Genomic DNA, 26,115 nt, shown 5'->3' with positions numbered 1-26,115 from the left:
CGACGACGACAGCTGTACGGCCACAGCCGACGCCAGCTGTACGACCACGACCGGTGACACCCGGACGACCACGACCGGTGACACCCGGACGACCACGACCGGTGACACCCGGGCGATCACGAGGCCACGCGGGCCAGGAGCACACACGCGTCGTCCTGCCGCTCGGCCCCGCCGAACTCCTCCACGACCATCCGTACACAGTCCTGCGCGGTGCGCGCCTCGCCGAAGCGCGGGGCCAGGTCGAGGAGTCGGTCCACGGCGGTGTCCCGGCTGCGCCCGGGGACCAGCCCGTCGGTGTGCAGCAGGAGCAGGTCGCCCACCTGGAGGGTCACCTCGGCCTGCCCGTACACGGCGCCCGAGGTGGCGCCGAGCAGTACGCCGTCCGGGGAGTCGAGCCTGCGCCCCGTCCCGTCGCGGTACAGCAGCGGGGCGGGGTGTCCGGCCTGCGCCCACACCAGGGTGCGGGTGTCCGGGCGGTAGCGGCAGCAGACCGCGCTGCCGAGGGCCGGCTGGACGGTGGCGTCCATCAACTGGTTCAGCCATGCCATCAGTTGGGCGGGCCCGGTGCCGGCCATCGCCATGCCGCGCAGGGCGCCGAGGAGCATCGCCATGCCGGAGGTGACGGTGGGGCCGTGCCCGGTGAGGTCGCCGACGCTCAGCAGGGTCTCGCCGTCGGACAGTTCCAGCGCGTCGTACCAGTCGCCGCCGATCAGTGTGCTCGTCGAGGCGGGCAGGTAGTGGGCGGCCAGGTCGAGCGCACGGGGTCCCTGGTGCGGAAGCCGCAGGGCGCCGCGCCACGGGGGCAGCACGGCCTCCTGGAGTTCGACCGCGAGCCGGTGCTCGGTCCGGGCCCGGTGCTGGTGGTGCCGCAGCGAGTCCTGGGACTCGGTCACCGCCCGCTGCGTGCGCCGCAGTTCGCTGACGTCGCGCACTACGGCCCACATGGAGACGGTGCTGCCGTCGGCGTCGAGGACGGGCTCGCCCATCATGTGGACGGTGCGCAGGCCGCCGTCCGGGCGCCTGATGCGGAACTCGCCGTCGATGGGCCTGGCGTCGACGAGGCAGTCGGTGACCATGGCGGTCAGCAGCGCACGGTCCTCGTCGAGCACCAGGGAGGGCAGTTCGTCGAGGGTGAGCGGGGGAGCGGCCGGGTCCCGGCCGAGGATGGCGAACAGCTCGCCCGACCAGCTGGCCTCGTCGGTCAGCAGGTTCCATTCGGCGCTGCCGACCCGGCTGAGCAGGGAGTCGCCGCAGGGTGCGGCGGGTGCGGGCGGCGGCACGGGTGCCGTCCCGGAGGTGGGCGGCGCCGGCGGGCCGTCCCGCAGCTGCGCCAAGTGCGCGTCCAGATCGTCGAGTTGATGCAGCGCCAGATCGTACAGAGCGCGCTGCCAGCGTTCTTCCGGGTGAGTCCCGTCGCCGGGTGCGTCGCGCCGTACGGCGTCCACCTCGCCCTTGAGCCGTCGCGCCTGCGATATCAGCGCGTCGACCGAACCGCGTCCGGGCGGCTGCGCGGCGGGGCGGTCCGCAGAGCGAGGGGACGGCATGACGCACTCCGATGCGGGAACGGTACGACCAAGGCTGACGGAAGGACCGTTACGACTGTTGCACAGCCCGCGACTCCGTGTAAGGGATTCGGCAACACCCGATTCGGTGGTGCTTCTGACATATGCCAGCGTCTTCATGGCGTGATGGGGCGGGGTGAATGATGTACGTGGTCGGAGGAGGTAAGACGTAGGCGAGGTACGCGTCTTGGCGGACCGACGAAGTCCGTGGGGCGCGTCCAGCCGTGTGTTCGACGCCTCTTTGTTCTATGGGTGAGCGCATCACGTAGCGAGTGATGCAGGTCACATCAAATTGTCATCGGCTTCGCGTAATGCGAAGGCCCGCTACGGGGTCGTAAAGACAGGACGGCGATCCGGCCGAGCGACCAGCCAACCACTCCGGGGGAGAACGACCATGGACGTCACTGTCGAGCAGCCCAGCCACGGCCGCCTGATCACCGCGGAGCATCGGGAGCTTCCCGTCCCCGCCGTCTTCCGCTACACCGCCACCGACCCGCTCGCCGTCCACGTCGACTTCCCGCCCGAGGTCTCCCTCGACGGCGCGGGAGCCACCTGGACCTTCGGCCGTACGCTGCTGGAGGCCGGCCTCCAGGGCCCGGCGGGCGGCGGCGACGTGCACATCTGGCCGTGCGGGGGGTCCCGTACCGTCCTGGAGTTCCACTCCCCCCACGGGATGGCGCTGCTCCAGTTCGACACCCCCGCGCTGCGCCGCTTCCTGGTCCGCACCTACGCGGTCGTGGCGCCCGGCGAGGAGGATCTCGCCGCCGCCGTCGACGAGGGGCTGAGGGCCCTCTTCCCCACCGCCTGAAGACAAGTTGCCTTCTGTGCGACGCATTTGACAGCTATTCACCTCGACCTCGCCGCGCGGGCAGGGAGCTCGACGACTGCCCCGTGCAGCCTTGCGACGGTGTGCCGCAAGGGCACTCCGCTGACGAGGGCGGGGCGAATGACACCGATCAGCCGAAGAGGTTTCGTGGGACTGGGCGCTTCCATGGCGGCGGGCATCGCGACAGGCACGGGCCCCCGGCCGGCCGCCGCGGCCGCGGCGCCGGCCACCGGCACGATCTCGGACGTACGCCACGTGGTGATCCTCATGCAGGAGAACCGCAGCTTCGACCACTACTTCGGGCGCCTGCGCGGAGTGCGCGGCTTCGACGACCGCAGCGGCGTCACCCTGGCCGGCGGCCACGGCGTCTTCGACCAGCCGAACGGCTCCGGCCGCCGGTACCCGTGGCGGCTGAGCGCCACCCCGGCGGCGGGCGGCGCGGACGGCGAGACCCTGGCGCAGTGCAACGGCGAACTGCCGCACTCCTGGTCCTCACAGCACGCCGCCTGGAACAAGGGCCGGATGGACAAGTGGGTCCCGGGCGTGGGCGACGTACGCTCCCTCGGCTACCTGGACCGCGCCGACATCCCCTTCCACTACGCGCTCGCCGACAACTACACCGTCTGCGACGCCTACTTCTGCTCCACGCTCAGCGCGACCGGCCCCAACCGCACCTACCTGTGGAGCGGCAAGGTCGACGCGGCCAGCTACGACGGCGGCGACGAGTCCGGACTGACCTGGCAGAACTACGCCGAGGCACTCCAGGACGCCGGGGTGACCTGGCGGGTCTACCAGAACGCCCGGGACAACTACGGGGACAACGGCTGCGCGTACTTCAAGAAGTTCGCCGCCGCCAGGGCGGGCGACCCGCTGTACGACCGGGGCATGTCCTCCGTGCCGAGGGCCACCGGCTCGACCCCCGACGACATCGCCGCCGCCATCAGGGCGGACGTGCTCGCGGGCACGCTCCCGCAGGTCTCCTGGGTGGTCCCCAACCAGGCCTTCTCCGAGCACCCGTACGCCCCGCCCGGCGACGGCGCCCACTTCGTCGACCTCGTCTACCGGGCGCTGGCCGCGGATCCCGACGTCCTCGACTCCACCGTCCTGTTCCTCAACTACGACGAGAACGACGGCTTCTTCGACCACGTGCCGCCGCCGGCCCCGCCCGCGGGCACCGCCGGGGAGTTCCTCAACGGGGTCCCGTACGGCTTCGGCTTCCGCGTCCCCATGATCGTGGTCTCGCCCTGGACCCGCGGCGGCTGGGTCTCCTCCGAGGTCTTCGAGCACACCTCGGTCCTGCGCTTCCTGGAGACCTGGACGACGGCCCTGGGCAAACCCGCCGCCTGCCCCCACATCAGCGCCTGGCGCCGCAGGGTGAGCGGCGACCTCACCGGCGTCTTCGACTTCACCGCTCCGGTGTACGGCGCGGTGGACCTGCCCGCCACGAGCGTCATCGGCTACGCCACCTGCGGGCCGCTGCCCAACCCGGTCCCCACCACGAACACGCCGCCCGCCCAGGAGCCCGGCACCAGGCCCGCCCGGGCCCTGCCCTACCAGCCCGGCGGACAGCTGGACCGGCTGGAGTTCGGCGCGAGCGGCCGGATCCTCGCCTGGTTCACCATGGCCAACCAGGGCGCGCCCGCGAGCCGGGCGGCGCACTTCTCGATCCACCCCAACGCCTACCGCGACACCACGCCCTGGCAGTACACGGTCGACGCGGGCGCCACCGCGACCGACTCCTTCAACATCGGCGCGGGATACGGCGACGGCAAGTACGACTTCACCATGCTCGGCCCCAACCGCTTCCTGCGCCGGTTCCTGGGCGACGCGACCAAGGTCGGCAAGTCGGCCGAGGTGAGCGCGCGTTACGCGCCGGAGTCCGGCACGGGCCGCGAGGCGCTCTGGCTGAGGATGACCAACTCGGCCGCCGCCGCGGTCACGTTCACCGTCACCGCGAACCACTACCGCGCCGACGGCCCGTGGACCCACCGCGTCGCGGCGGGCGGGTCGACGGAGGACTTCTTCGACGTGGTCGCGTACCAGAACGGCTGGTACGACCTCACGGTCACCGTCGACTCCGACACCACCTGGTCGCGCCGGTTCACCGGCCACCTGGAGACCGGCGCCCCCAGCGTCAGCGGCTGACGCCCGCGTACAGGTCCGGGCGCGGGGCGAGCTCCACGCCCACCCGGCCGCCGCTCTCCAGCGCCCGCACCCCGGCCTCGGCGACGACGGAGGAGGCGTAACCGTCCCAGACGCTCGCCCCGGTGACCCGGCCCCGCCGGGTCGCGTCGACCCAGGCCTGCACCTCACGGTCGTAGGCGTCCGCGAACCGCACGAGGTAGTCCAGCGGCACCTCCCGGCTCGCGGCCCCCGCCGCCGTCACGGCCATGGCGTGCTCCTCGCCGATCCGGGCGCTGCCCTGCTCGCAGACCGCCTCGCAGCGCACCTGGTAGCCGAAGCCGCAGTTGACGAAGACCTCCACGTCGACCAGCGCGCCCCCGGCGGTCTCGAAGAGCACGAACTGCGGGTCCAGCAGACCCTCGGGGGCGCCCGAGGCGGCCCGGGGCCGGAACACGCTCACCGCGGTCAGCTCCTGGTCCAGCAGCCAGCGGGCCGCGTCGATCTCGTGCGACACGGAACTGTCGATCAGCATGGCGCTGGTGAAGCCGGGCGGCGAGGAGACGTTGCGGTGGGTGCAGTGCAGCATCAGCGGCCGTCCCAACCGCCCGCTGTCCAGCAGGGACTTCAGCTTGCGGTACTCGGCGTCGTAGCGGCGCATGAACCCGACCTGGGCGAGCCTGCGGCCCAGCCGCGCCTCCGCCTCGACCACCCGCAGCGCTCCCGCGGACCCCGGCACCATCGGCTTCTCGCACAGCACCGGCAGACCGCGGTCGAAGGCCGCCAGCAGGGCCTCCTCGTGCGCCGGACCCGGCGACGCGATCAGTACGGCGTCGACGCCCGGCGCCGCCAGGGCGGCCTCCACCTCGGTGTGCACCGCGACACCGTCGAGTCCGGCGACCGCCTCCTTGGCCCGTCCCGCGTCGGGATCGGCGACGGCGGCCACCCGCGCGCCGCTCACCACCCGAGCGAGACGTCGTATGTGGTCGGCACCCATGTGGCCGGCTCCCAGAACAGCTACCCCCAGCAGGTCGGACACGACTCCCAGGCTCCTTTCCGGGCCCCGCGGCGGGCAGCGGTGCTGCCCGGGCGGGTCCTCGGCGACCAGCGTTTCATGGTCGTCAAGGGGACAGGAGAGCGCGCAGGCGTGCCGGTGCGCGTGCGCCGGAGGTCGGTCAGTAGCGCAGCACGCCCGCGATGCCCTGGGCGTCGCCCAGCGTGCCGTCCGGGACGAAGCGGACGTCCGCGCCCGTCTCCAGACACCGCTCGACGATCTCGTCCACGATGTCCTCGCGGGCGTCCAGGTCGCCGCTCAGGGCCGGGATCAGATGGTCGCCGTCGTCGCGGACCGTGATCCGGTAGTTCTCCTCGACGGCGAGCAGCCGGATCCGCGCCTCCATGGCGTTGCGCCAGATCTCGTCCACGCCGGCCGCGAACTCCTTGCGGCCGCGCGCGGATTCGAGCTCCCGGCGGACGGACTCCACGTTCCTGCGGGCCTCGGCGGCCACCACGGGCTGTACGGCCTGCCACACCGCCTCGGGGGAGGCGTTCGCGAGTCCCCCGTGCGGGATGTGCACCGCGTTCCTGCTGGTGGCCCCACCCGCCTCGGCCAGGCAGGACAGCGCCGCCGGTTCGCCGGTGACGTACAGGGCCCGCGGGCTGTGCCGCAGGATCCGGCTCATCGCGGTGTCGGCCTCGCGCAGGAAGTGGCGGGTTCCCTCGTCGCGGAAGGTGCTGGCATGGTCGCCGATGCGCTCCTGGCGCTCGGCGTCGAAGTTGTCGAGGCCGCGGGTCATCGGGAAATCGCCGATGCGCTCCTCGGCCACCCGGTCGGCGCCGCCGTTCCAGAGCGTGACGCGGTCGGCGGAGACCGACAGCACCCAGAACGGCCGCTCGGCCGCCTGCGCGGAGACCAGGTTCCGGGTCAGGAAGGTGTCCGAGAGCACCACCCGTTCCGGTACCGGACGGGCCAGCGACCACACCTGGTGCTCTCCCGGGGCGGCGAAGATCACCAGGCCGTCCTCGGCGTGCGCGAGGTCGACCTCGGCCAGCGCGCGGTCCAACTGGTCGACGACTTCGGTGCGTCCTGACCGGGTGACCGCGGGATCGGTCTCCAGCTGTCGCTTGGCCTCGGCCACGGCATTGCGCAGCCGGACGGGATCCTGCGCGTTGTCGGGCTCGCGGCGGTGCGTCGGGGTCAGCACGGACACCGCCGGGTAGGGGCGCGGTCGCCGCAGCTCGGCGAGGGTCGTTGGACTGAGTGCGTGCTCCATACCAGAACGATAGGACTGATTCCTCCGTCAGGCATTTGGGGCAGTTCATTCGCCTGTTTCCGATATTTCACTATTAGTGTCACACGCGTGGCTGTCGCGAAACTGAGCCTGCCGACCCTCACCACCATGGTCGTCGGATCCATGGTCGGGGCGGGCGTCTTCTCCCTCCCGAGCCGCTTCGCCGCGCACACGGGCGTGGCCGGCGCGCTGATCGCGTGGGCCGTCGCCGGTACCGGCATGCTGATGCTGGCGTTCGTCTTCCAGACGCTCGCGGTGCGCCGCCCGGACCTCGACGCCGGGGTGTACGCGTACGCCAAGGCGGGCTTCGGCGAGTACCTGGGCTTCTTCTCGGCCTTCGGCTACTGGGCCAGCGCCTGCGTCGGCAACGTGACGTACTGGGTGCTGATCATGTCGACGGTCGGTGCCGTCGCCCCCGCCCTCGGCGAAGGCGACACGGTGCTCGCCGTGGTGCTGTCCTCGGTGGGCCTGTGGCTGTTCTTCCTGCTGATCAGCCGGGGGGTGAAGGAGGCGGCGGCCGTCAACCGGATCGTCACCGTCGCCAAGGTCGTGCCGATCATCGTCTTCGTCCTGCTCGCGCTCTTCTACCTCGACCCCCAGGTCTTCGCCGACAACTTCGCCGGCGCCGACTACGCCGGATCGCTCTTCCGGCAGGTCGAGAGCACCATGCTGGTCACGGTCTTCGTGTTCCTCGGGGTCGAGGGCGCCAGTGTCTACTCCCGGCACGCCCGCCGCCGCGAGGACGTCGGCCGTGCCACCGTCCTCGGCTTCCTCAGCGTCTTCGCGATCTTCGCGTCGGTGACGATCGTGTCGTACGGTCTGCTGCCGATGGGTGAGATCGCCCGGCTCCGGCAGCCCTCCATGGCGGGCGTCCTGGAGTACGCCGTGGGCACCTGGGGCCAGGTCTTCGTCAGCGTCGGGCTGGTCGTGTCCGTCCTCGGCGCCTATCTCGCCTGGACCCTGATGGCCGCCGAGGTGCTGTTCGTGGCGGCCCAGGACGACGACATGCCACGGTTCCTGAAACGCTCCACCGAGGCCGACGTGCCGGTGCCCGCGCTGGTGATGTCCACCCTGCTGAGCCAGGTCTTCCTGATCGTCACCCTCTTCTCGGACGACGCGTTCGACTTCGCGCTCGACCTCACCAGCTCGCTGACGCTGATCCCGTTCCTGCTGGCCGCCGCCTTCGCGGTACGGGTCGCGCTCGCCGAGCGCCGGGAGGGGGCGCGTGTCGCGGCGGCGAGCGGACCGGGCGCGGCGGCGGTGGGCGGCGCGAGCGGGCGCGGACAGGGGGAGTTGCTCGTCGCCGTGCTGGCCACCGTGTACACCGCGTTCCTCCTCTACGCGGCCGGCCTCACGTTCCTGCTGCTCTCGTTGATCGTCTACGCGCCCGCCACCGCCCTGTTCGTGATGGCACGCAGGGAGCAGGACCGACGGGTGTTCTCGGGCCGTGAACTCGTCGTCCTCGCCGTGTCGGTGGTCGGCGCGGTGGTCGGGATCGCCGCCCTGGCCCTCGGCTGGATCAGCCTCTGACCCGGAAGGTGCACCATGACCGGTCAAGACCCCCGCCCCGCGTACGGCGTCCACTCCGAGGTCGGCAAGCTGCGCAAGGTGCTCGTCTGCGCCCCCGGGCTCGCCCATCGCAGGCTCACCCCCACCAACTCCGGCGATCTGCTCTTCGACGACGTGATGTGGGTGGAGAACGCCCAGCGCGACCATGCGGACTTCGTCGACAAGATGAGCGAACGCGGAGTCGAGGTGGTGGAGTTGCACGACCTGCTCGCCCAGACCATGGCGATTCCCGGGGCCCGGGACTGGCTCCTCGACCGGAAGATCACCGCGAACGAGGTCGGGCTGGGGCTCATCGACGGCACCCGCGCCTATCTGGAGACCCTCGCCCCGTCCCGGCTCGCCACGTTCCTGCTCGGCGGCCTGGCCACCACCGACCTGCCGGAGGAGTACCGCACCGGCTACCTCGCCCTCGCGCGGGAGTCGACCGGTGTGCGCGAGTACCTGATGCCACCGCTGCCCAACACCCTCTACACCCGGGACACCACGTGCTGGCTGTACGGCGGCCTCACGCTCAACCCGCTGTACTGGCCGGCCCGGCACGGCGAGACCCTGCTGATGAAGGCGATCTACCAGTTCCATCCCGAGTACGTGGGGTCCACCGTCTGGTGGGGCGACCCCGAACGCGACTGGGGGCAGGCGACGTTCGAGGGCGGCGACATCATGCCGGTCGGCAACGGCGTCGTGCTGATGGGGATGAGCGAACGCACCTCGCGCCAGGCGGTGTCCCAGGTCGCCACGGCCCTGTTCGAGCAGGGCGCCGCCGAGCGGGTGGTGGTCGCCGGGCTGCCGAGGCTGCGCTCCGCGATGCACCTCGACACCGTGTTCACCTTCGCCGACCGTGATCTGGTGACGCTGTATCCGGCCATCATGGAGGCCGTGCACACCTTCTCCCTGCGGCCGTCGGACAAGGCGGCCGCGGGCATCGAGATCACCGACGAGGGCTCGACGGCCTTCGTGGACGTGGTCGCCGAGGCGCTCGGCCTGCCGGAGCTGCGGGTCGTGGAGACCGGCGGCGACGTCTACGCCTCCGAGCGGCAGCAGTGGGACAGCGGCAACAACGCGGTCGCCCTGGAACCGGGGGTGGTGTTCACGTACGACCGCAACACCCAGACCAACACGCTGCTGCGCAAGGCCGGTATCGAGGTGATCACCATCGTCGGTGCCGAACTGGGGCGCGGCCGGGGCGGCGGACACTGCATGACGTGCCCGATCGTGCGGGACCCTGTGGACTTCTGACGCCGGCCGCCGGACACTGCCCGACCGGTCGGTATCGGTTTAATGTGCAATCAGTCCTGGTCATCGACCCCTTGTCGGACATCCAGGGTTTACGTGAGTCCGTCCTGTCGGGCGAACGGACTTGCTATGGTCTACCCGTTGGTAGCGCGCCGAGCGGGGGACGCCGGTGGTGGGCGGCCGAGGTGCCGCGACTTCCCGGGCAGGTCTTCGGCGCGCGCGATCCGGCAAGGGGGCCGGTTCGTCGGGGGATTCCGCGCATCAGCGGGACCTGAATTTCGAACTCCAGTTCCCTTTCTCTTAGATTCGGACAGGTGAAACTCGTCTCATGGCTCGTTCCCTGGTTGATGTCCTGACCACGCACGCCTCGCAACAGCCAGACCGCGTCGCCTACCGCTATCTCGTCACCGGTGACTGTGACGGAGCATTACAGGAGATCACCTACGCCCGGCTCGCCCGTCGCTCCCGGGCCGTCGCCGCCTGGCTCCAGGACCGCGGCCTGGCCGGGTCCCGCGCCCTGCTGCTCTACCCGCCCGGCCTGGAGTTCATCTCCGGATACCTGGGCTGCCTCTCGGCCGGCGTCGTCGCCGTACCGGGCGTCCCCCCGCAGGGAAGGGCCCACAACCACCGTGCCCTGACCCGGATGCGGCGGCTGATCGCCGACGCGGAACCCGAGGTCGTCCTGGGCGGACGCGAAGTCGTCGCCGCGCTCGACGAGTTGGCGCCGTACCTGCCCGAACTGGGCGACCTCACCCGGGTGGTCACCGAGGACATACCCGACGACGCGGCGGACGGCTGGCGCGCACCCGACCTCACCGCCGACTCGGTCGCCTTCCTCCAGTACACCTCCGGCTCCACCTCCGCCCCCAAGGGCGTGGTCGTGACCCACGGGAACCTGCTCGACAACGAACGGGTCATCACCGAACGGATGGGCCACACCCCCGACACCATCGAGGAGTACGGCGGCGAACTGGTCCTGAGCTGGCTGCCCACGTACCACGACATGGGCCTGATCGGGCCGGTCCTGAACACCGTCCACCTCGGCCTGACCACCACGCTCTTCTCACCGCTGCACTTCCTCCAGCGGCCCGAGCGCTGGCTCACCGCGATCAGCCGGTACCGCCCGCACACCAGCGGCGGCCCCAACTTCGCCTACGAGCTGTGCCTGAAGCACGCCACCCCCGAACTCGTCGACAGCCTCGACCTCAGCTCCTGGAAGGTCGCCTTCAACGGCGCCGAACCGGTCCGCGCCGCCACCCTGCGCCGCTTCACCGGCACCTTCGCACCGGCGGGCTTCCGCCGCGAGGCCTTCTACCCCTGCTACGGCCTGGCCGAGGCCACCGTGATGGTCACCGGCGGCTCGGTGGACACCCCGCCGGTCCTGCTGGAACCGGCCGACGCGGGAGCGCGCACCGGGGCGGCGGACGCGGCCGCGATCGGCTGCGGACGCCCCGGCCCCGGCGTCACCCTCGTCGTCGCCGACCCCGAGCAGGGCGTCGAACTCCCCGAGGGCGAGGTGGGTGAGATCTGGGTGAGCGGAGCGAGCGTCGCCAAGGGCTACTGGCGCAACGCCCTCGCCACCCGGCAGACCTTCCGCGCCACTCTGGCCGGCCACGAGGGCCGCTTCCTGCGCACCGGCGACCTCGGATTCCTGCGCTCCGGCGAGCTGTTCGTCACCGGCCGGCTGAAGGACCTGATGGTCGTCGACGGGCGCAACCACTACCCGCAGGACCTGGAACTCGCCGCCGAGATGTGCCACCCGGCACTGCGGCCCGGCTGCACCGCCGCGTTCTCCATCGACGCCGGGGTGGAGGGCGAACTGCCCGTCCTGGTCGCCGAGGTGGCCCCCGAGGCCGCCGACGAGGCCGAGAAGATCACCGATCTGGTGCGCGCCGCGATCGGCGACGCCCACGGGCTGGCCGTGCACGATGTCGTCCTCGTCCACCCCGGCACCATCCCCAAGACCTCCAGCGGCAAGATCCAGCGCCGCGCCTGCCGGGCCGCGTACCGCGACGGCACCCTCTCGACGGTGGGCGCGCCCGCCACCGGATGACACCGGGCGCGGGCACGTCCGTCCGTCCGCGCGTGCGGTGCGAGGCCGACGACGGATGACTCCGTCGCCGCCGACGGTACGACGCGGACGGTAAGACGCCGACGGTACGGCGCCGATCGTGGGTGCGTGCGTCGGCGCCACCGGTCCGACGTCGGCGGCGGGTGGGGCGCGGGGCCGACGGCAGGGTGCCCGCGGCGGCCGGTCCCGGTCGGGCCGGCGGGGGTACGTCCGGCATGGGCGAGCCCGTTCGCGCCGACGGTCCGACACCCGGCACCCGGCCGGGCCCGGGAGCACGTTGCGGCCCACGCCGACACCCGTCCACCCCGCCCCCGCCCCGCGGCCCGTGCCCGCCCGCAGCCGCCGTACGGCCGTGCCCGGTACGTACGGCATTCCGCCTGAACCCCAGTTCCCGAGGACACCTTTTCCCGATGCCTGCGAACGAGTCCCCGAAGCGGACCTCCGAGCCGTCCCCCAAGACCGCCGAGGGCCTACGGGCCTGGCTGGCGACGGCCGTCGCCGAGGCGGCCGGACTCGACCCGCTGACCGTCGACCCGTACCGGCCGATCGCCGAGTTCGGCCTGGGATCACGTCAGTTGGTCGCCCTGACCGTCGAACTCGCGGAGCACGTAGGCCGGCCGCTGGAGCCGTCCTTCTTGTTCAACCACCCCACCGTCGCGGCCCTGGCCGACGCGCTGCTCGCCGAACCGGGGCCCGGGGGAGACCGGCCGGGGGACGAGGCGTCCGCGCGGCGGTCCGCACCGGCCCACGACGACATCGCCGTCATCTCCATGGCCTGTCACTTCCCCGGCCACGCCGACGACCCCGAGGGCCTGTGGCGGGTGCTGACCTCGGGCGAGGACGCCATCACCGAAGTGCCCGCGGGCCGTTGGGACACCCGGCAACTCCTCGACCCCGACCCGGAGGCCGTCGGCCGGGCCTACACCCTGCGCGGCGGGTTCCTCGACTCCATCGACCGCTTCGACGCGTCCTTCTTCGGCATCTCCCCGCGCGAGGCCGCGGCCATGGACCCCCAGCAGCGGCTGCTCCTGGCGACCGGCTGGGAGGTGATCGAGCGCGCGGGCATCCTCCCCGACAGCCTGAACGGCAGCAACACCGGCGTCTACGTCGGCCTCTACGACAGCGGCTACCTGTCCGCCGCGTCCCTCGGACAGCTCGACGGGCACGTGGGCACCGGCTCGGCGTCCAGCGTCGCCTCCGGACGCCTGGCCTACACCCTCGGTCTCCAGGGCCCCGCCGTCACCGTCGACACCGCCTGCTCCTCCTCCCTCGTCGCCCTGCACCTCGCGTCCCGGGCGCTGGCGGGCGGCGAGTGCGACCTGGCCCTCGCGGGCGGTGCGAGCCTGCTGGTGACCCCGCGCGGACACGTCGAGTTCAGCAGACTGCGCGGGCTGTCGCCGTCCGGGCGGTGCCGGCCCTTCTCGGCCGACGCGGACGGCGTGGTGTGGGCCGAGGGCTGCGGTCTGGTGCTGCTCAAGCGGCTCGCGGACGCGCGCCGGGACGGCGACCGGGTGCTCGCCGTCGTCCGCGGCTCCGCGATCAACCAGGACGGGCGCAGCCAGGGGCTCAGCGCCCCGAGCGGCCTCGCCCAGGAACGGGTGCTGCGCGCCGCCCTGCACACCGCCGGGCTCCGCCCCGAGGACATCGACCACGTCGAGGCCCACGGCACCGGAACGCGGCTCGGCGACCCCGTCGAGGGCAACGCGCTGGCCGCGGTCTTCGGACCGGACCGCCCGGCCGACCGGCCGCTCGGCGTCGGCTCCCTGAAGTCCGTCATCGGCCACACCCAGGCCGCGGCCGGTATCGCCGGGGTCATCAAGACCGTACTGGCGCTCGGGCACCAGCGGATACCGGCCGCCCCGCACACCGGGACCCCGACCGAGCACGTCGACTGGGCGGGCGGGGGCCTGCGCCTGCACCACGACGGCGAGGAGTGGCCGCGCCGCGCGGACCGGGTGCGGCGGGCCGGGGTCAGCGCGTTCGGGATCAGCGGGACGAACGCGCACGTGGTCCTGGAGGAGGCACCCCGGACGGCGCCCACGGAGGCGCCGACGCCCACGGAGACGTCGACGGATGTGCCCGACGGGGTGCCGGCGGACCTCCTCTTCCCCCTCTCCGCCCGCACCCTCCCCGCCCTGCGCGGCCAGGCCGCCCGTCTCCTCGAAACCCTGGACGCCCGACCCGAGTCGCCGCTTCCGGCGGTGAGCGCCACGCTCGCCCACCACCGCACCCACTTCGAGCAACGCGCCGTCGTCCGCGCCGGTGACCGCGACGCGCTGCGGACCGCGCTGCGCGCCCTGGCCGCCGAGGACGAGCGTGGAGACCACGGCACCGAGGGCGGCCCGGTCGTCGGGCCCCGGCAGAGCCGTCCCGCCGGCAAGCTGGCCTTCGTCTTCCCCGGCCAGGGCGCCCAGTGGACCGGCATGGCCCGGGACCTGCTGGCCCGCGATCCGGTGTTCGCGGACGAACTCGACCGCTGCGACGGCGCTCTGCGCCCGTTCACCGGATGGTCCGTCGCGGCCGTCCTGCGCGGTGACGCGGGCGCTCCCGGCCTGGACCGCGTCGACGTCGTACAGCCGGCGCTCTTCGCCGTGATGGTGTCGCTGGCCGCGGTGTGGCGGGCCCGTGGCGTCCGCCCGGACGCCGTGATCGGGCACAGTCAGGGCGAGGTCGCCGCGGCCTGCGTGGCCGGCGCGCTCAGCCTCAACGACGCGGCAGCCGTGGTCGCGCTGCGCAGCCGGGCCCTGACCGGGCTGTCCGGCTCCGGGACCATGGCCGTCGTCGGTCTCCCGCACAGCGAGGTGGAGTCCCGTCTCGCCGGACTCGACGGCCGCGTGTCGGTCGCCGCCGTCAACAGCGGCCGCTCCACGGTGGTCTCCGGCGCCGTGGAGGCCCTGGAGGCGCTGCTGGCCGACCTCGACCGGGAGCAGGTCTTCGTCCGCCGCCTCGACGTCGACTACGCGTCCCACAGTGCCCAGGTCGAACCGGTCCGCGCGAGCGTCCTGGACGAACTCGACGGAGTCGTCACCACCCCGACCTCCGTCACCTGGTACTCCACGGTCACCGGCGAGCCGGTCACCGGGGAACTCGAGGCCGACTACTGGTACACCAACCTGCGCGCGCCCGTCCGCTTCGGACCCACCGTGGCGCGCATGACGGCCGACGGATACCGCTGCTTCGTCGAACTCGGCCCGCACCCGGCCCTGTCGACCGCACTGCGCACGGTCGGCGACGAAGTGGGCGAGGACCTGGTCACCGTCGGCTCGCTGCGCCGGGACGAGGACGGACCGACCTGTCTGGACCTCGCGACGGCCGAACTCCACGTCCACGGACGGCCGGTCGACTGGCGGCGGCTGGTGCCCGGCGCCGCGCCCACCGAGCTGCCCACCTACGCCTGGGACCCGCAGCGGTACTGGATCGAGCCCGAGTCCGCCGGCGGCGGGTCCGGCCTCCTCGACCGGGCCGCGCACCCGTTGCTCGGCATCCAGCTCCAGTCGGCGGACCAGAGCCGCTGGACGTTCCGCAACGAGTGGTCCCCGGCCACCGCGGACTGGCTGCCCGACCACACGGTGTTCGGCCGGACCGTGGTGTCCGGCACGACCCTGCTGGAGCTGTGCCGCGCGGCACTCGGCACGGCCCGCCCCGACCACCCGGCCGACCTCGCCGACCTGCTCGTCGTCAGCCCGCTCACCCTGCCGTCCGCCGGCACCGTCGAGGTGTCCGTCGAGGTCGGCACGGAGGGACCGGCACCGGAGGTCACCGTCCACAGCCGTACCCGCGACGGGGACGCCGCCGGCTGGACCCTGCACGCGACCGCGACCGCCACCACGCCGGACGACCCCACCGCGGCCGAGGAGGGCACCGGTACGGCGGACGGGACCGGTACGGGGGACGGCCCGCCGCCCGTATGGCCGGAAGCGGCCGCACCCGCCTGGAGTCCGGACGCCTACGATCGGCTGACCGGCCTGGGGCTCGGCTACGGCCCCGCCTTCCGGGGCGTCCGGGAGGCCGTCCCGACCGGCGACGGCGAGCTGCTGGCCCGGCTGTCGCTGCCCGCCGTGGCCCGGGACGTGAGCGACCCCTACCCCGTCCATCCCGCGCTGCTCGACGCGGCGCTGCACGTGGCCGCCGCGCTCGACCCGGACGACGGCCGGGTACTGCTGCCGGTCTCGGTGGGCCGCTGCGTGCTGTCGCCCGGCGACGGCGCGACCGAGCTGACCGCCCGGGTACGACGGACCGGCGGCGCGGCGGACGACCGCACGCTGGAGGTGACCCTGTGGGACGCCGACGGCTTCCCTGCGGGACGCCTGGAGAACGTACGACTGCGGGCGGTGGCGCCGGCCGACCTGGACCCGGCGTCCGAGCACGCCCGTCACCTGTACGAGGTGACGTGGACACAGGTGGACGCGCAGCCCGGAGCGGGGACGGCCGCCCCGGGGGCCACCGAGTCCGGGACGGCAGCGCCCACGGCGGGTCCGGGCACCGGTACCTGGACCGTCCTCGGTGAGCCGTCGGACCCCGCGGTCGAGGCCATGGCGCACGGCCTCGCGGCGGCGGGCGTCAGGACGGCCGGGCCGGACGCCGACATCGTCGTACGGATCTGGCCGCGCCCGACGGGCGAGGTGGAACCGGCGGCCGCGGCACAGGAGTCGGCGGCCACCGCGCTCGCCGAACTGCGCGCCCTGACGGCGCTCGCGCCCGACGAGGCGCCCGCCCGGACCGTCTGGGTCACGCGCGGCGCGGTCGCGGCCGCCGAGGGCGATGCCGTGACCGGGCTCGCCCAGTCCGTGCTGTGGGGCCTGGCCCGCAGCGCCCGCGCCGAGCACCCCGACCTCGGGCTGACCCTGCTCGACCTCGACGACGCCTCTGCCGACACTTCCGCCGAGCGGCTGACCACTGCCCTCGCGCTCGCCGACGAGCCCGAACTCGCCCTGCGCGAAGGGGCGCTGCTCGCCCCACGGCTGGTGCGGGCCCGCGCGACCGGGCCGACCGGCGACCTGCCCGCCGACGGCACCGTGCTCGTCACCGGCGGGCTGGGAGCCGTCGGCCGCCACCTCGCCCGGCTGCTCGCCGAACAGGGCGTCCCCCGACTGCTGTTGACCTCACGTCGGGGACCGGACGATCCGCGCGCCGCGGAGGTCACGGCCGAACTCGGCGCGCTCGGCGCCCAGGTCGAGGTGGCGGCCTGCGACGTCGCCGACGCGGACGCCCTCGCCGACGTGCTCGCCGGTGTGGGCGATGAGCTGCCGCTGCGCGGAGTCGTGCACTGCGCGGGCCTCCTGGACGACGGCGTCGTCGCCGAGCTGACCCCCGAACGCCTCGCCCGGGTCCTGCGCCCCAAGGTCGACGGCGCCGCCCACCTCCACCGGCTGACCGCCGGCCTGCCGCTCACGACGTTCCTGCTGGTCTCCTCGGCCGCCGGAGTCGTCGGCAACGCCGGGCAGGGCAACTACGCGGCGGCCAACGTCTTCCTCGACCAACTCGCCCACCACCGGCGGGCGCTGGGCCTGCCCGGCACCTCCGTCTCGTTCGGCGCCTGGTCCGGCGAGGGACTGGCCGCCGAACACGCGGACCTGGCGCGGATGGCCCGGTCCGGCCACCGCCCCCTCACCCCCGAACAGGGCCGCGGACTCACCGCGCTCGCCCTGCGGCGCGGCACCCCGCACCTCGTCGCCTGGGCGCTGGACCTGCCCCGGCTGCGCACGGGCCCGGCGGCCGACGCGGCGCTGTGGCGGTCCCTGCTGCCCGCCCCCCACGCCGCCGGGCGGTCCGCGGGCCTGGCGGCGCGGCTGGCCCGGCTGCCCGAGACCGAACGAGCGGGCCGCGTCCTCGCCCTGGTCCGCGAGGAGGCCTCACGCGCCCTCGGGCTGCGCTCGGCCCAGTCCGTCCGCCCCGACCAGCCGCTGCGCGAGCTCGGCATGGACTCGGTGACCGCCGTGGAGCTGCGCAACCGCGTCGCCGGCCGCCTCGACGTCCGACTCCCCGCCACCCTGCTCTTCGACCACCCCACCCCGGACCGCCTCACCGCGTACCTGCTCGCGGGCCCGCTCGCGACGGGGACCGCCGGGTCGCCCCGCACCGGGCCGGGCCGCGCGGCCACGCCGGCACCGGCCGGCACCACGACCGTCCCGGGCGTGGACGAGCCGATCGCGGTGGTGGCCATGGCCTGCCGGCTGCCCGGCGGCGTCGGCGGACCGGAGGACCTGTGGCGGCTGGTCGCGGACGGCCGCGACGCCGTCGGCCCGTTCCCGGCCGGCCGCTGGGACGTGGAGTCGCTGTACGACCCCGATCCGGACGCGGCGGGCAAGACCTATGCCCGCGAGGGCGGCTTCCTCGACGACATCGGCTCCTTCGACGCAGGGTTCTTCGGCATCACCCCGAGGGAGGCCGCCGCCATGGACCCGCAGCAGCGCCTGCTGCTGGAGACCGCGTGGGAGGCCCTGGAACGGGCCGGGATCGTGCCCGCGGAACTGGCGGGCAGCACCACCGGGGTGTACGTCGGCATGTTCGGCAGCGACTACCTCTCCGGCTCCCGGCTCGACCAGCTGGACGGGTACGTCGGCACCGGGTCGGCGCTGAGCGTGGCCTCGGGCCGGCTCGCCTACGCGCTCGGACTGCACGGCCCGGCGCTGACCGTGGACACCGCCTGCTCGTCGTCCCTGGTCGCCACCCACCTGGCGGCCCAGGCGCTGCGCTCGGGCGAGTGCGATCTCGCCCTCGCGGGCGGGGTGACGCTGATGGTGACACCGCAGACCTTCGTCGAGTTCAGCAGGCTGCGCGGCCTGTCCGGCACCGGCCGCTGCCGCTCCTTCTCCGACGACGCCGACGGCGCGATCTGGGCCGAGGGCGCCGGTCTGCTCGTACTGAAGCGGCTGACCGACGCCCGCCGGGACGGCGACGAGGTGCTCGCGGTGCTGCGCGGCACGGCCGTCAACCAGGACGGCCGCAGCCAGGGCCTGTCCGCGCCGAACGGCCCCGCCCAGGAACGCGTGATCCGGCGGGCCCTGGAGCTGTCCGGCCTCGAACCCGCCGACATCGACCACGTGGAGGCGCACGGGACCGGCACCACGCTGGGCGACCCGATCGAGGCGAACGCCCTCGCCGAGGTCTTCGGCGGCACCCGGCCCGCGGACCGCCCGCTGTACCTGGGCTCGCTGAAGTCCAACATCGGCCACGCGCAGGCGGCTTCCGGAGTCGCCGGTCTCATCAAGGTGGTCCAGTCGCTGCGTCACGGCCGGCTGCCCGCCACCCTGCACGCGGACACGCCCAGCCGCCATGTCGACTGGGAGGACAGCGGACTCGAGCTGCTCCGGCGGCCCGTGGACTGGCCCGCCACGACCGGGCGGCCGCGGCGCGCCGGGGTCAGCGCCTTCGGCATCAGCGGCACCAACGCGCACGTCGTCGTCGAAGAGGCCCCGCCCGCCGAGCCCTCGTCCCGGCCGGAGCCCTCATCCCCGTCCGAGCCCTCGCCCCGGAGCGAGCCTGCGGCCCGGTCCGAACGGGCCGCGGCCAAGCGGCTGTTCGTGCTGTCCGGGCGGAGCGAGGGGGCGCTGCGCGGGCAGGCGGCGCGGCTGGCCCGGCACCTCACCGACGACGCCCGCCTCCCGGACGTCGCCCACACCCTCGCCCGGCACCGCGGCCACTTCGAGCGGCGCGCGGCGATCGTGGCGGGCGACCGGGACGAACTGCGCGCCCACCTCGATGCGCTGGCCGCCGGCCGGGCGCCGCTCGCCGGGCCCAGGGAGGACCCGACCGGCAAGGTCGCCTTCGTCTTCGCCGGACACGGCGGCCAGTGGCCCGGGATGGCCGTGGACCTGTTGGCCGAGTCGGAGGCGTTCCGCGCCGAACTGGCCCGGATCGACCGGGCGGTGCACCGCCGGGACGGCTGGTCGGTGCTCAACGTGCTGCGGGCACCGGAGGAGTTCTCCCCGCTCGACCGCACCGAGTACCTGCAACCGGTGCTCTTCGCGGTCAACGCCGCGCTCGCCACCGCCTGGCGGGCGCTCGGGGTCGCCCCCGACGCGGTGCTCGGCCACAGCCTCGGCGAGGTCGCCGCCGCCTACAGCGCGGGCGCCCTCACCCTGGACGACGCGGTGACCGTCGTGACCGGGCGCGCCCGGACGGTCGTCCCGCTGGCCGGACGCGGCGGCATGCTCGCCGTGGACCTGCCGCCCGCCGAGGCGGCGGCCCTGCTCGCGCCGTACCCGGACCGGTTGTTCGTCGCCGCGGTCAACAGCGCCCGCGCCACCGCCGTCTCCGGGGAGGCCGACGCGCTGGCCGACCTGCGCCGTCGGCTGGACGAACGGGGGATCGCCGCACGGCCTCTGTCGACGCCGTTCGCCTCGCACACCCCCCTGATGGACCCCCTGCGCGACGAGCTCCTCGACCGCCTCCACGACATCCGCGCCACGTGCACCGGCACCCCCTTCTACTCGACGGTGCTGGCCGAGCCCGTGCCGGGCGACCGTCTCGACCCCGCGTACTGGTACGTCAACCTCGCCCGTCCCGTGCGCTTCGCGGACACCGTCCGGCGCCTGCTGGACGACGGCTACCGCTACTTCGTCGAACTGAGCCCGCACCCCTCCCTGCTGCCCGCCGTCGAGGCGGTCGCGGCCGAGGCCGGGATCGACGCGGTGGGCGTCGCCTCGCTCCGCCGACAGCAGGACGGACACGCCGTACTGCTGCGCAGGGCGGGGGAGTTGTACACCGCCGGACACACGCCCGACTGGTCCGCGCTGTTCCCGGACGGCGCCGGCCGCCGGACCGACCTGCCCACGTACGCCTTCGCCCGTGAACGCCACTGGCTCGCCCCCGCGCCCGCCTCGACCGGCGGCGGCACGCCCCTGCTCGGCACCCATGTCGAGGTCGGTGACGAACCCGACCGGCACCTCTTCCAGACCGAACTCGACCTGAACGACAGCCGCTTCGCCTACCTGAGTGATCATCGGGTCGGCGGCGAGGTCTGGCTGCCCGGCGCCGCCCTGCTCGGCATGGCCCTGGAGGCCGCGGCCGACCTCCAGGACGGGGACGGCGGCGAAGTCACGCTGGCCGACGTCACCTTCGTACAGCCGCTGCGCCTCGACCCGGACCGGCCGGTACGGCTGCAACTGCGGGTGCTGGCCGCCGAGAACGGTCTTCGGGAATTCACCGTCCGCTCCGCTCCCGCGGGTGAGCGGCGGGCGCGGTGGCAGCGGCACGTCGACGGCCGGATCGCCGTCGAGGCATCACCGGCCACCGCGGGCACATTCCTCGCCGAGCTGCGTGAACGCTGCACGGAGCAGGTCGACATGACGGCCCTCTACGCCCGCCTCGCCACCCTCGGCATCGACTACGGCCCGGCCTTCCGCGGCCTGGCGGCCGGGCACCGCACCGCCACCGCCGGGCTCGGCCGGCTCACCGCCCGACCGGCCGCCGGACATCTGCTGCACCCGGCCGTCCTCGACGCCGCCTTCCACACGGCCGCCCTGCCCGGTGACGCCCCGCAGGGCCGGGCGTTCGTGCCCGCCGGCCTCGGACGACTGCGCCACACCGGGCTGCGCACCGCACCCGCCTGGGTGACCTGCGAACTGCGCGCCCACACCGGTGACACGGCCGTCCTCGACCTGAACCTGTGGGACGACGAGGACCGACTCGTGCTGGAGATACGGGACTTCAGGCTGGCCGCGCTCTCCCCGCTGGACGGCGCGCTCTTCGAGACCCGCTGGCAGCCGCGCCCGGCCGCCCAGGAGCCGCCCGTCACCGGCCGATGGCTGATCCTCGCCGACGACACGGGCGTCGCCGACGACCTGGCCCGGCGGCTCGGCACGGAGGTGCCGCACGTGATCGCCCGCGGCGGACCGGCGTACCGGGCGGAAGCGCCCGGCCGATACGTGCTCGACCCGACCGACCCCCGGCACCTGGCCCGGCTCCTCGGCGAGGAGTTCGCCGACGCTCCGCCCGAGCGGGTGGTCCAGCTGACCCCCCTCGACGCACCCGCGATCGACGACGTGCGGACGGCCGAGGAGGCCGCGCGCGCGTGCTGTCTGACCACCCTGCACCTGGTGCGCGCCCTCGCGGGCCGCCCGGGCGGCGGCCGCGCACCGCGCCTGTTCATCGTCGTCCGTGGCAGCCAACCGGCCGGTGACAGTGCCGAGGTGACGCGACCTCAGCAGGCACTGGCCTGGGGATTCGGCCTCAGTGTGGCGCAGGAGCATCCGGAGTTGGCGACCACCCTCGTCGACCTGCCCCCCGACGGCGGCGCCGACGCCCTGTGGACCCAGCTGTGGCACGCGGACGACGAACGCCTCGTCGCCCTGCGCGACGCGGGCCGGTTCGTACCGCGCCTGGCCCGCACCCGACCCGACGGCCACGGCGCCGACGGGATCACCCCGGACGGCGTGTACCTCGTCACCGGCGGTCTCGGCGGTCTCGGCCGGGTCGTCGCCGAACGACTCGTCGGCATGGGCGCGCGCCGACTGGCCCTGCTGAGCCGGGGCACCCCCGACGCGGACACCGCCCGCTGGATCGAGGGCGTCGAGCGGCGAGGCGTCACCGTGCACCTCGCCCGCGCCGACGTCACCGACCGCGCGGGCCTGACCGCCGCCCTGGACGCCGTACGACGCGACACCGGACCCGTCGCCGGGATCGTGCACGCGGCCGGTGTCCTCGACGACGCCACCCTGACGGGACTGACCGACGCGCGCGTCCGCGCCGTCCTCGCCCCCAAGGTGCTGGGCACCGCCCTGCTCACCGAACTGGCGCCGGAAGCAGTCGACGTGGTCCTGTTCGCCTCGGTGGCCGGTCTGCTCGGCTCCGCCGGTCAGAGCCCGTACGCGGCGGCGAACGCCTTCCTCGACGCCTGGGCCCACCACCTGTCCCGCACCGGCCGGCGGGCGCTGAGCCTCGACTGGGGAGCCTGGTCCGGGGTCGGCATGGTCGCCGGCTCCCGCACCCGGGCCGCCGAGACCGGCCGGTCCGGTCTCGTCGCGTTCTCCCCGCAGGACGGCGGTGAACTGTTCGAACGGGTCCTGGGCACGCCCCGGCGCCAGCTCGCCCCCGTCGCCCTCGACCGGGAGCTGCTGGCCCTCGACCCGGACGCGGTGCGCACCCGCCCGATCCTGGCCGACCTGATCACCGTCCCGACCGGCACCGCGGCCACGGACGACCTGGTGAAGAAGGTGTTCGCGGCGACGGACGACGACGACCGCGCCGCCTGGCTGGAGACCTACGTACGCGCCCGGGTGGTCGAGGTGTCCGGCGGCCTGGTGGACGCGGCCGCCGGGAGCGCGCTGAAGGAACTCGGCCTGGACTCCCTCATGCTCGTCCGGCTGCGCAACGCCTTCGCCCGCGAACTGGGCGTCGAACTGCCCGCGGCCGACCTGTTCGCCGCGCCCGACATCCGCGGCGTCGCCCGCGCCCTCGCCGCCGGCCTGCCCGACCGCGCCGACCTCCCCGGGCCGTCCGCGCCCGCCCGGCCCGCCGAGGTGCCCGAGACCGAGCTGCGGCCCGCGACCCGGGACGTCGTACGCCTGCTGCGCAGCGCCCGGCCCGGGATGCCCGACGCGGCCCACGCCGTCGGACTCGCCGTCCGGCTCACCGCACCGACCACCGAACAGACCCTCACCGGCATCCTCACCCGCCTCGTCGCCCGGCACGCGGCCCTGCGCACGGCGATCGTCACCGCCGCCGAGGGCGGGCGCCTGCTGCGCGTGGACCGCGAGCCCGGCCGGCCGCTGCTGCGCTGGACCACCGGCGACGGCGCCCACGACACCGCCGACCGGCTGCGCGCCCTGCTGGAGCCGCCGTTCGACCTGACCGGCACCCCGCTGTGGCGGTTCGAGCTGCTCGACGGCGGCGCGGCGGGCCAGACCCTGCTGTTCGGCGCCCACCACGCGGTGAGCGACCTCCAGTCCCTGCTGCTCGTCGCCGCCGAGATCGACGCCGAACTGTGCGGCACCGTGCTCGACGCCACCGTGACCAACCGGGACATCGACCTGCTCGTCGAGGCCCAGCAGCCGGGCGGCGAGGGGATCGGCGCGGACTGGCTGCGGGCCTTCCACGGCAGTGAGCGCCTCGACCTCGCCGACGCCGCCCCGCGCCCGCGGACCCGGTCCTACCGGGCCGGCAGCGTCACCCTCGCCGTCCCGGACGGCCTGCCGGCACGCGTCACGGCCGCCGCGAGCGGCCTCGCCGTCACCCCCGCCGCCTTCTGCCTGGGCGCCCTGACCGTGCTGCTGGCCAGGAAACGCCGACGCGAACGGTTCGTGCTCGCCGTGCCCGTGGACACCCGCATCCACGCAGACGCGTACGACGCGGTGGGCTTCTACGGCATCCCCGTGCCGTTCCCGGCCGAGGCCCGGGCGGCCGACACGGTCGAGGAGGTGCTGCGCCGCACCGACGGGCGGCTCCGGCGGATCCTGGCCAAGGGCGCGGTGTTCTCCGACGTGCTGCCCACCCTCGCCCGGCAGGGCCTGTACCGGCCCGACGCCCCGCTCGTCGAGGTGTACTTCAACTACGTACGCTCCACGGGCCGCCTCGGCGCCCTGGAGGTGCTGCCCGCCGGGACGGGCCACTCGGACCTCGACCTGATGATCACCATGATCCCGGACGCGGGCCGCGTCCGGCTCGACCACAACCTCGACCTCCTCGACGCGGACGCCGCCACCGCACTGGGGGAGGAGTTCCTAGGGCTGCTGGCGGAGGCGGCGGAACATCCGGGGACGAGGGTCCGTACGGATGCCGTCCCGCCGCCCGCCGTCCCCGCCGTGGTGCCGGCCACCGTCCCCGCGGCCGTCCCCGGCACCGTGCCCGGTGGCGCCGACGCGGTGCCGGTCCCCGAGGAGCCCGTGGCGCGCGGGTCTCTCGCGCTCGCCGCCACCTTCGCCCTGGGCCATCTGCCGCCGCTGTGCGCGGCCGCTCTCGACGACGGCGACCACGGTGGCCCGACGGTCGCGGAAGCCCCGTACCACCAGGTTCTCGCGAGCCTCCAGGACCCCTCCGGCGTCTTCGCCGACCCCGGCGCCGTGGTGGGCGTGGTGCTGCTGCGGGCGGCCGACCTGGAACGCTTCGGCCCGGTGGACGACGCCGTGCTCGCCGAACTGCGCACCGCCTACCCGGCCGCGCTGCGCGCCCTGGCCGAGCGGACCCGGAAGCCGCTGATCGTCGGCTTCCTGCCGACGGCCGACGCGCCGGAGCGCCTCGTCCGCTGGGAGCACGAGACGGCCGCCGCGCTCGCCGGGCTGCCCGGCATCGCGGTGCTCGGCCCCGACGAGTGGACCAGGCACCACCCCGTCGACGAACCGTTCGACGAGCGGACCGAACGGCTGGCCCATCTGCCCTTCACCCCGCCCTTCCAGGCGGCCGTGGCACTGCGCCTGGCCGAGGTGGTACGAGCGGTGCGGCGCCCCGCGCCGAAGGTGATCGCCGTCGACGGCGACGAGACCCTGTGGGGCGGAGTCGCCGGCGAGATCGGCCCCGACGCCGTGGACCTGACCGGACCGCGTGCCCTGCTGGCCCGCAGGCTGCTCCAGTGGCGCGCGGCCGGCGCGCTGCTCGTCCTGGTCAGCAACAACGACGAGGCCACCGTCCGCGCGGTCCTCGGCCGCCCCGAAAGCCCGCTCGGAGCGGAGCACTTCAGCGTGCTCTCCGCCGCCTGGGACCCCAAACCGGACCGGCTGGCGGCGGCGGCCCGCACCCTCGGCCTGGGCGTGGACAGCTTCCTGTTCCTCGACGACAACCCCGCGGAAATCGCCAAGATGCGGGCGCAGTTGCCGCAGGTGCTCTCCGTGACCTGTCCGGCCGCCGGTGAACTGGACGCCTTCCTGGGCAGGTTGTGGCCGCTGGTCCCGGCCGCCGCGACCGCCGAGGACACGCTGCGGGCCCGCTTCTACGCGCAGGAGCGGGAACGGGACGCAGCCCGTGAGGAAGGCGGGTTCGAGGAGTTCCTGGCCCGGCTGGAGCTCCGGGTCGACATCCGGGAGCTGGCCGAGGAGGACATACGGCGGGCGGAGCAACTGGTGCGTCGCACCAACCAGTTCACGCTTCGTGCCCGGTCCGCGGACGGTGGCGACCTGGCCCGCTGGCGGCAGCGCGGCGAGGTGTGGACGGCCGCGGCCCGGGACCGGTTCGGCGACTACGGCCAGATCGGGCTGATCGCCGTACGGGCCGAGGGGGACCGGCTCGACGTGCTCGCCTGGATGCTGAGCTGCCGGGCGCTCGGCCGCGGGGTCGAGGAGCACCTGCTGCGCTGGCTGGCCGACCGCGCCGACGCCCTGGGCTGCACGAAGGTCAGGCTGACGGCCGAGCGCACCGAGCGCAACGCACCGGCCCGCCGGGTGGTCGCCGCACTGGGCGGCGGTCGCCAGGACGACGAGCGGCTGGAGGCCGTGACCACGCCGGACCACCTGCGCGCCTTCCGCTCCTGGAACCGCCGGTGAGCGCGGGGGAGCGGGCATGACGGAAAGG

9 protein-coding genes are annotated in these 26,115 nt (G+C 74.2%); 6 read left to right on the top strand and 3 right to left on the bottom strand.

All coding sequences use genetic code 11. The features are described 5' to 3' along the window. Positions 1–116 precede the first annotated feature (116 nt). On the bottom strand, positions 117–1,544 hold the full coding sequence (locus ACZ60B_RS24460; RefSeq protein ID WP_469390317.1) for a PP2C family protein-serine/threonine phosphatase: 1,428 nt from the start codon (positions 1,542–1,544) through the stop codon (positions 117–119). 412 nt (positions 1,545–1,956) lie between these two features. Here ACZ60B_RS24460 and ACZ60B_RS24455 point away from each other — a divergent pair, with 412 nt between their 5' ends. Together ACZ60B_RS24455 and ACZ60B_RS24450 are read left to right on the top strand one after the other, a co-directional pair. Further along, positions 1,957–2,370, top strand: coding sequence for an SsgA family sporulation/cell division regulator (locus ACZ60B_RS24455; protein WP_469390315.1), 414 nt, complete (start codon positions 1,957–1,959; stop codon positions 2,368–2,370). A gap of 138 nt (positions 2,371–2,508) precedes the next feature. After that, complete coding sequence (locus tag ACZ60B_RS24450; RefSeq protein ID WP_469390313.1) at positions 2,509–4,533, top strand: phosphocholine-specific phospholipase C; 2,025 nt, start codon at positions 2,509–2,511, stop codon at positions 4,531–4,533. Here the strand turns inward: ACZ60B_RS24450 and ACZ60B_RS24445 are convergent. Both ACZ60B_RS24445 and ACZ60B_RS24440 read right to left on the bottom strand, forming a co-directional pair. Further along, positions 4,523–5,548, bottom strand: coding sequence for a Gfo/Idh/MocA family protein (locus tag ACZ60B_RS24445; RefSeq protein WP_469390311.1), 1,026 nt, complete (start codon positions 5,546–5,548; stop codon positions 4,523–4,525). The two genes, ACZ60B_RS24450 and ACZ60B_RS24445, sit on opposite strands and share 11 nt — an antisense overlap. 136 nt (positions 5,549–5,684) lie before the next feature. Then, entirely contained in the window at positions 5,685–6,782 is a 1,098-nt protein-coding gene (locus ACZ60B_RS24440; RefSeq protein ID WP_469390309.1) for a baeRF3 domain-containing protein, read from the bottom strand. Between the two features lie 87 nt (positions 6,783–6,869). Here ACZ60B_RS24440 and ACZ60B_RS24435 point away from each other — a divergent pair, with 87 nt between their 5' ends. The 4 genes from ACZ60B_RS24435 (at position 6,870) to ACZ60B_RS24420 (ending at position 26,087) form a co-directional block, all read left to right on the top strand. Further along, a complete protein-coding gene (locus ACZ60B_RS24435) occupies positions 6,870–8,330 on the top strand; it encodes a basic amino acid/polyamine antiporter (RefSeq protein WP_469390307.1) in 1,461 nt (486 codons plus the stop codon). Positions 8,331–8,345: 15 nt separating this feature from the next. Beyond that, entirely contained in the window at positions 8,346–9,605 is a 1,260-nt protein-coding gene (locus tag ACZ60B_RS24430) for an arginine deiminase (RefSeq protein ID WP_469390305.1), read from the top strand. A gap of 325 nt (positions 9,606–9,930) precedes the next feature. Beyond that, a complete protein-coding gene (locus ACZ60B_RS24425; RefSeq protein WP_469390302.1) occupies positions 9,931–11,655 on the top strand; it encodes a fatty acyl-AMP ligase in 1,725 nt (574 codons plus the stop codon). A 428-nt stretch (positions 11,656–12,083) separates the two neighbouring features. Beyond that, on the top strand, positions 12,084–26,087 hold the full coding sequence (locus tag ACZ60B_RS24420; RefSeq protein WP_469390300.1) for an SDR family NAD(P)-dependent oxidoreductase: 14,004 nt from the start codon (positions 12,084–12,086) through the stop codon (positions 26,085–26,087). The last annotated feature ends 28 nt before the right edge of the window (positions 26,088–26,115 follow it).

It is taken from the genome of Streptomyces sp. NPDC104096 (assembly GCF_055584385.1).
The sequence above is the reverse complement of the archived record's forward strand: the minus strand, read 5'-3'. Positions and strand labels throughout refer to the sequence as shown.

Bases quoted from the DNA above. Each gene is read 5' to 3' on its own strand.
- ACZ60B_RS24460 (WP_469390317.1), bottom strand. From the start codon at position 1,544: ATGCCGTCCCCTCGCTCTGCGGACCGCCCCGCCGCGCAGCCGCCCGGA.
- ACZ60B_RS24455 (WP_469390315.1), top strand. From the start codon at position 1,957: ATGGACGTCACTGTCGAGCAGCCCAGCCACGGCCGCCTGATCACCGCG.
- ACZ60B_RS24450 (WP_469390313.1), top strand. From the start codon at position 2,509: ATGACACCGATCAGCCGAAGAGGTTTCGTGGGACTGGGCGCTTCCATG.
- ACZ60B_RS24440 (WP_469390309.1), bottom strand. From the start codon at position 6,782: ATGGAGCACGCACTCAGTCCAACGACCCTCGCCGAGCTGCGGCGACCG.
- ACZ60B_RS24430 (WP_469390305.1), top strand. From the start codon at position 8,346: ATGACCGGTCAAGACCCCCGCCCCGCGTACGGCGTCCACTCCGAGGTC.
- ACZ60B_RS24425 (WP_469390302.1), top strand. From the start codon at position 9,931: ATGGCTCGTTCCCTGGTTGATGTCCTGACCACGCACGCCTCGCAACAG.
- ACZ60B_RS24420 (WP_469390300.1), top strand. From the start codon at position 12,084: ATGCCTGCGAACGAGTCCCCGAAGCGGACCTCCGAGCCGTCCCCCAAG.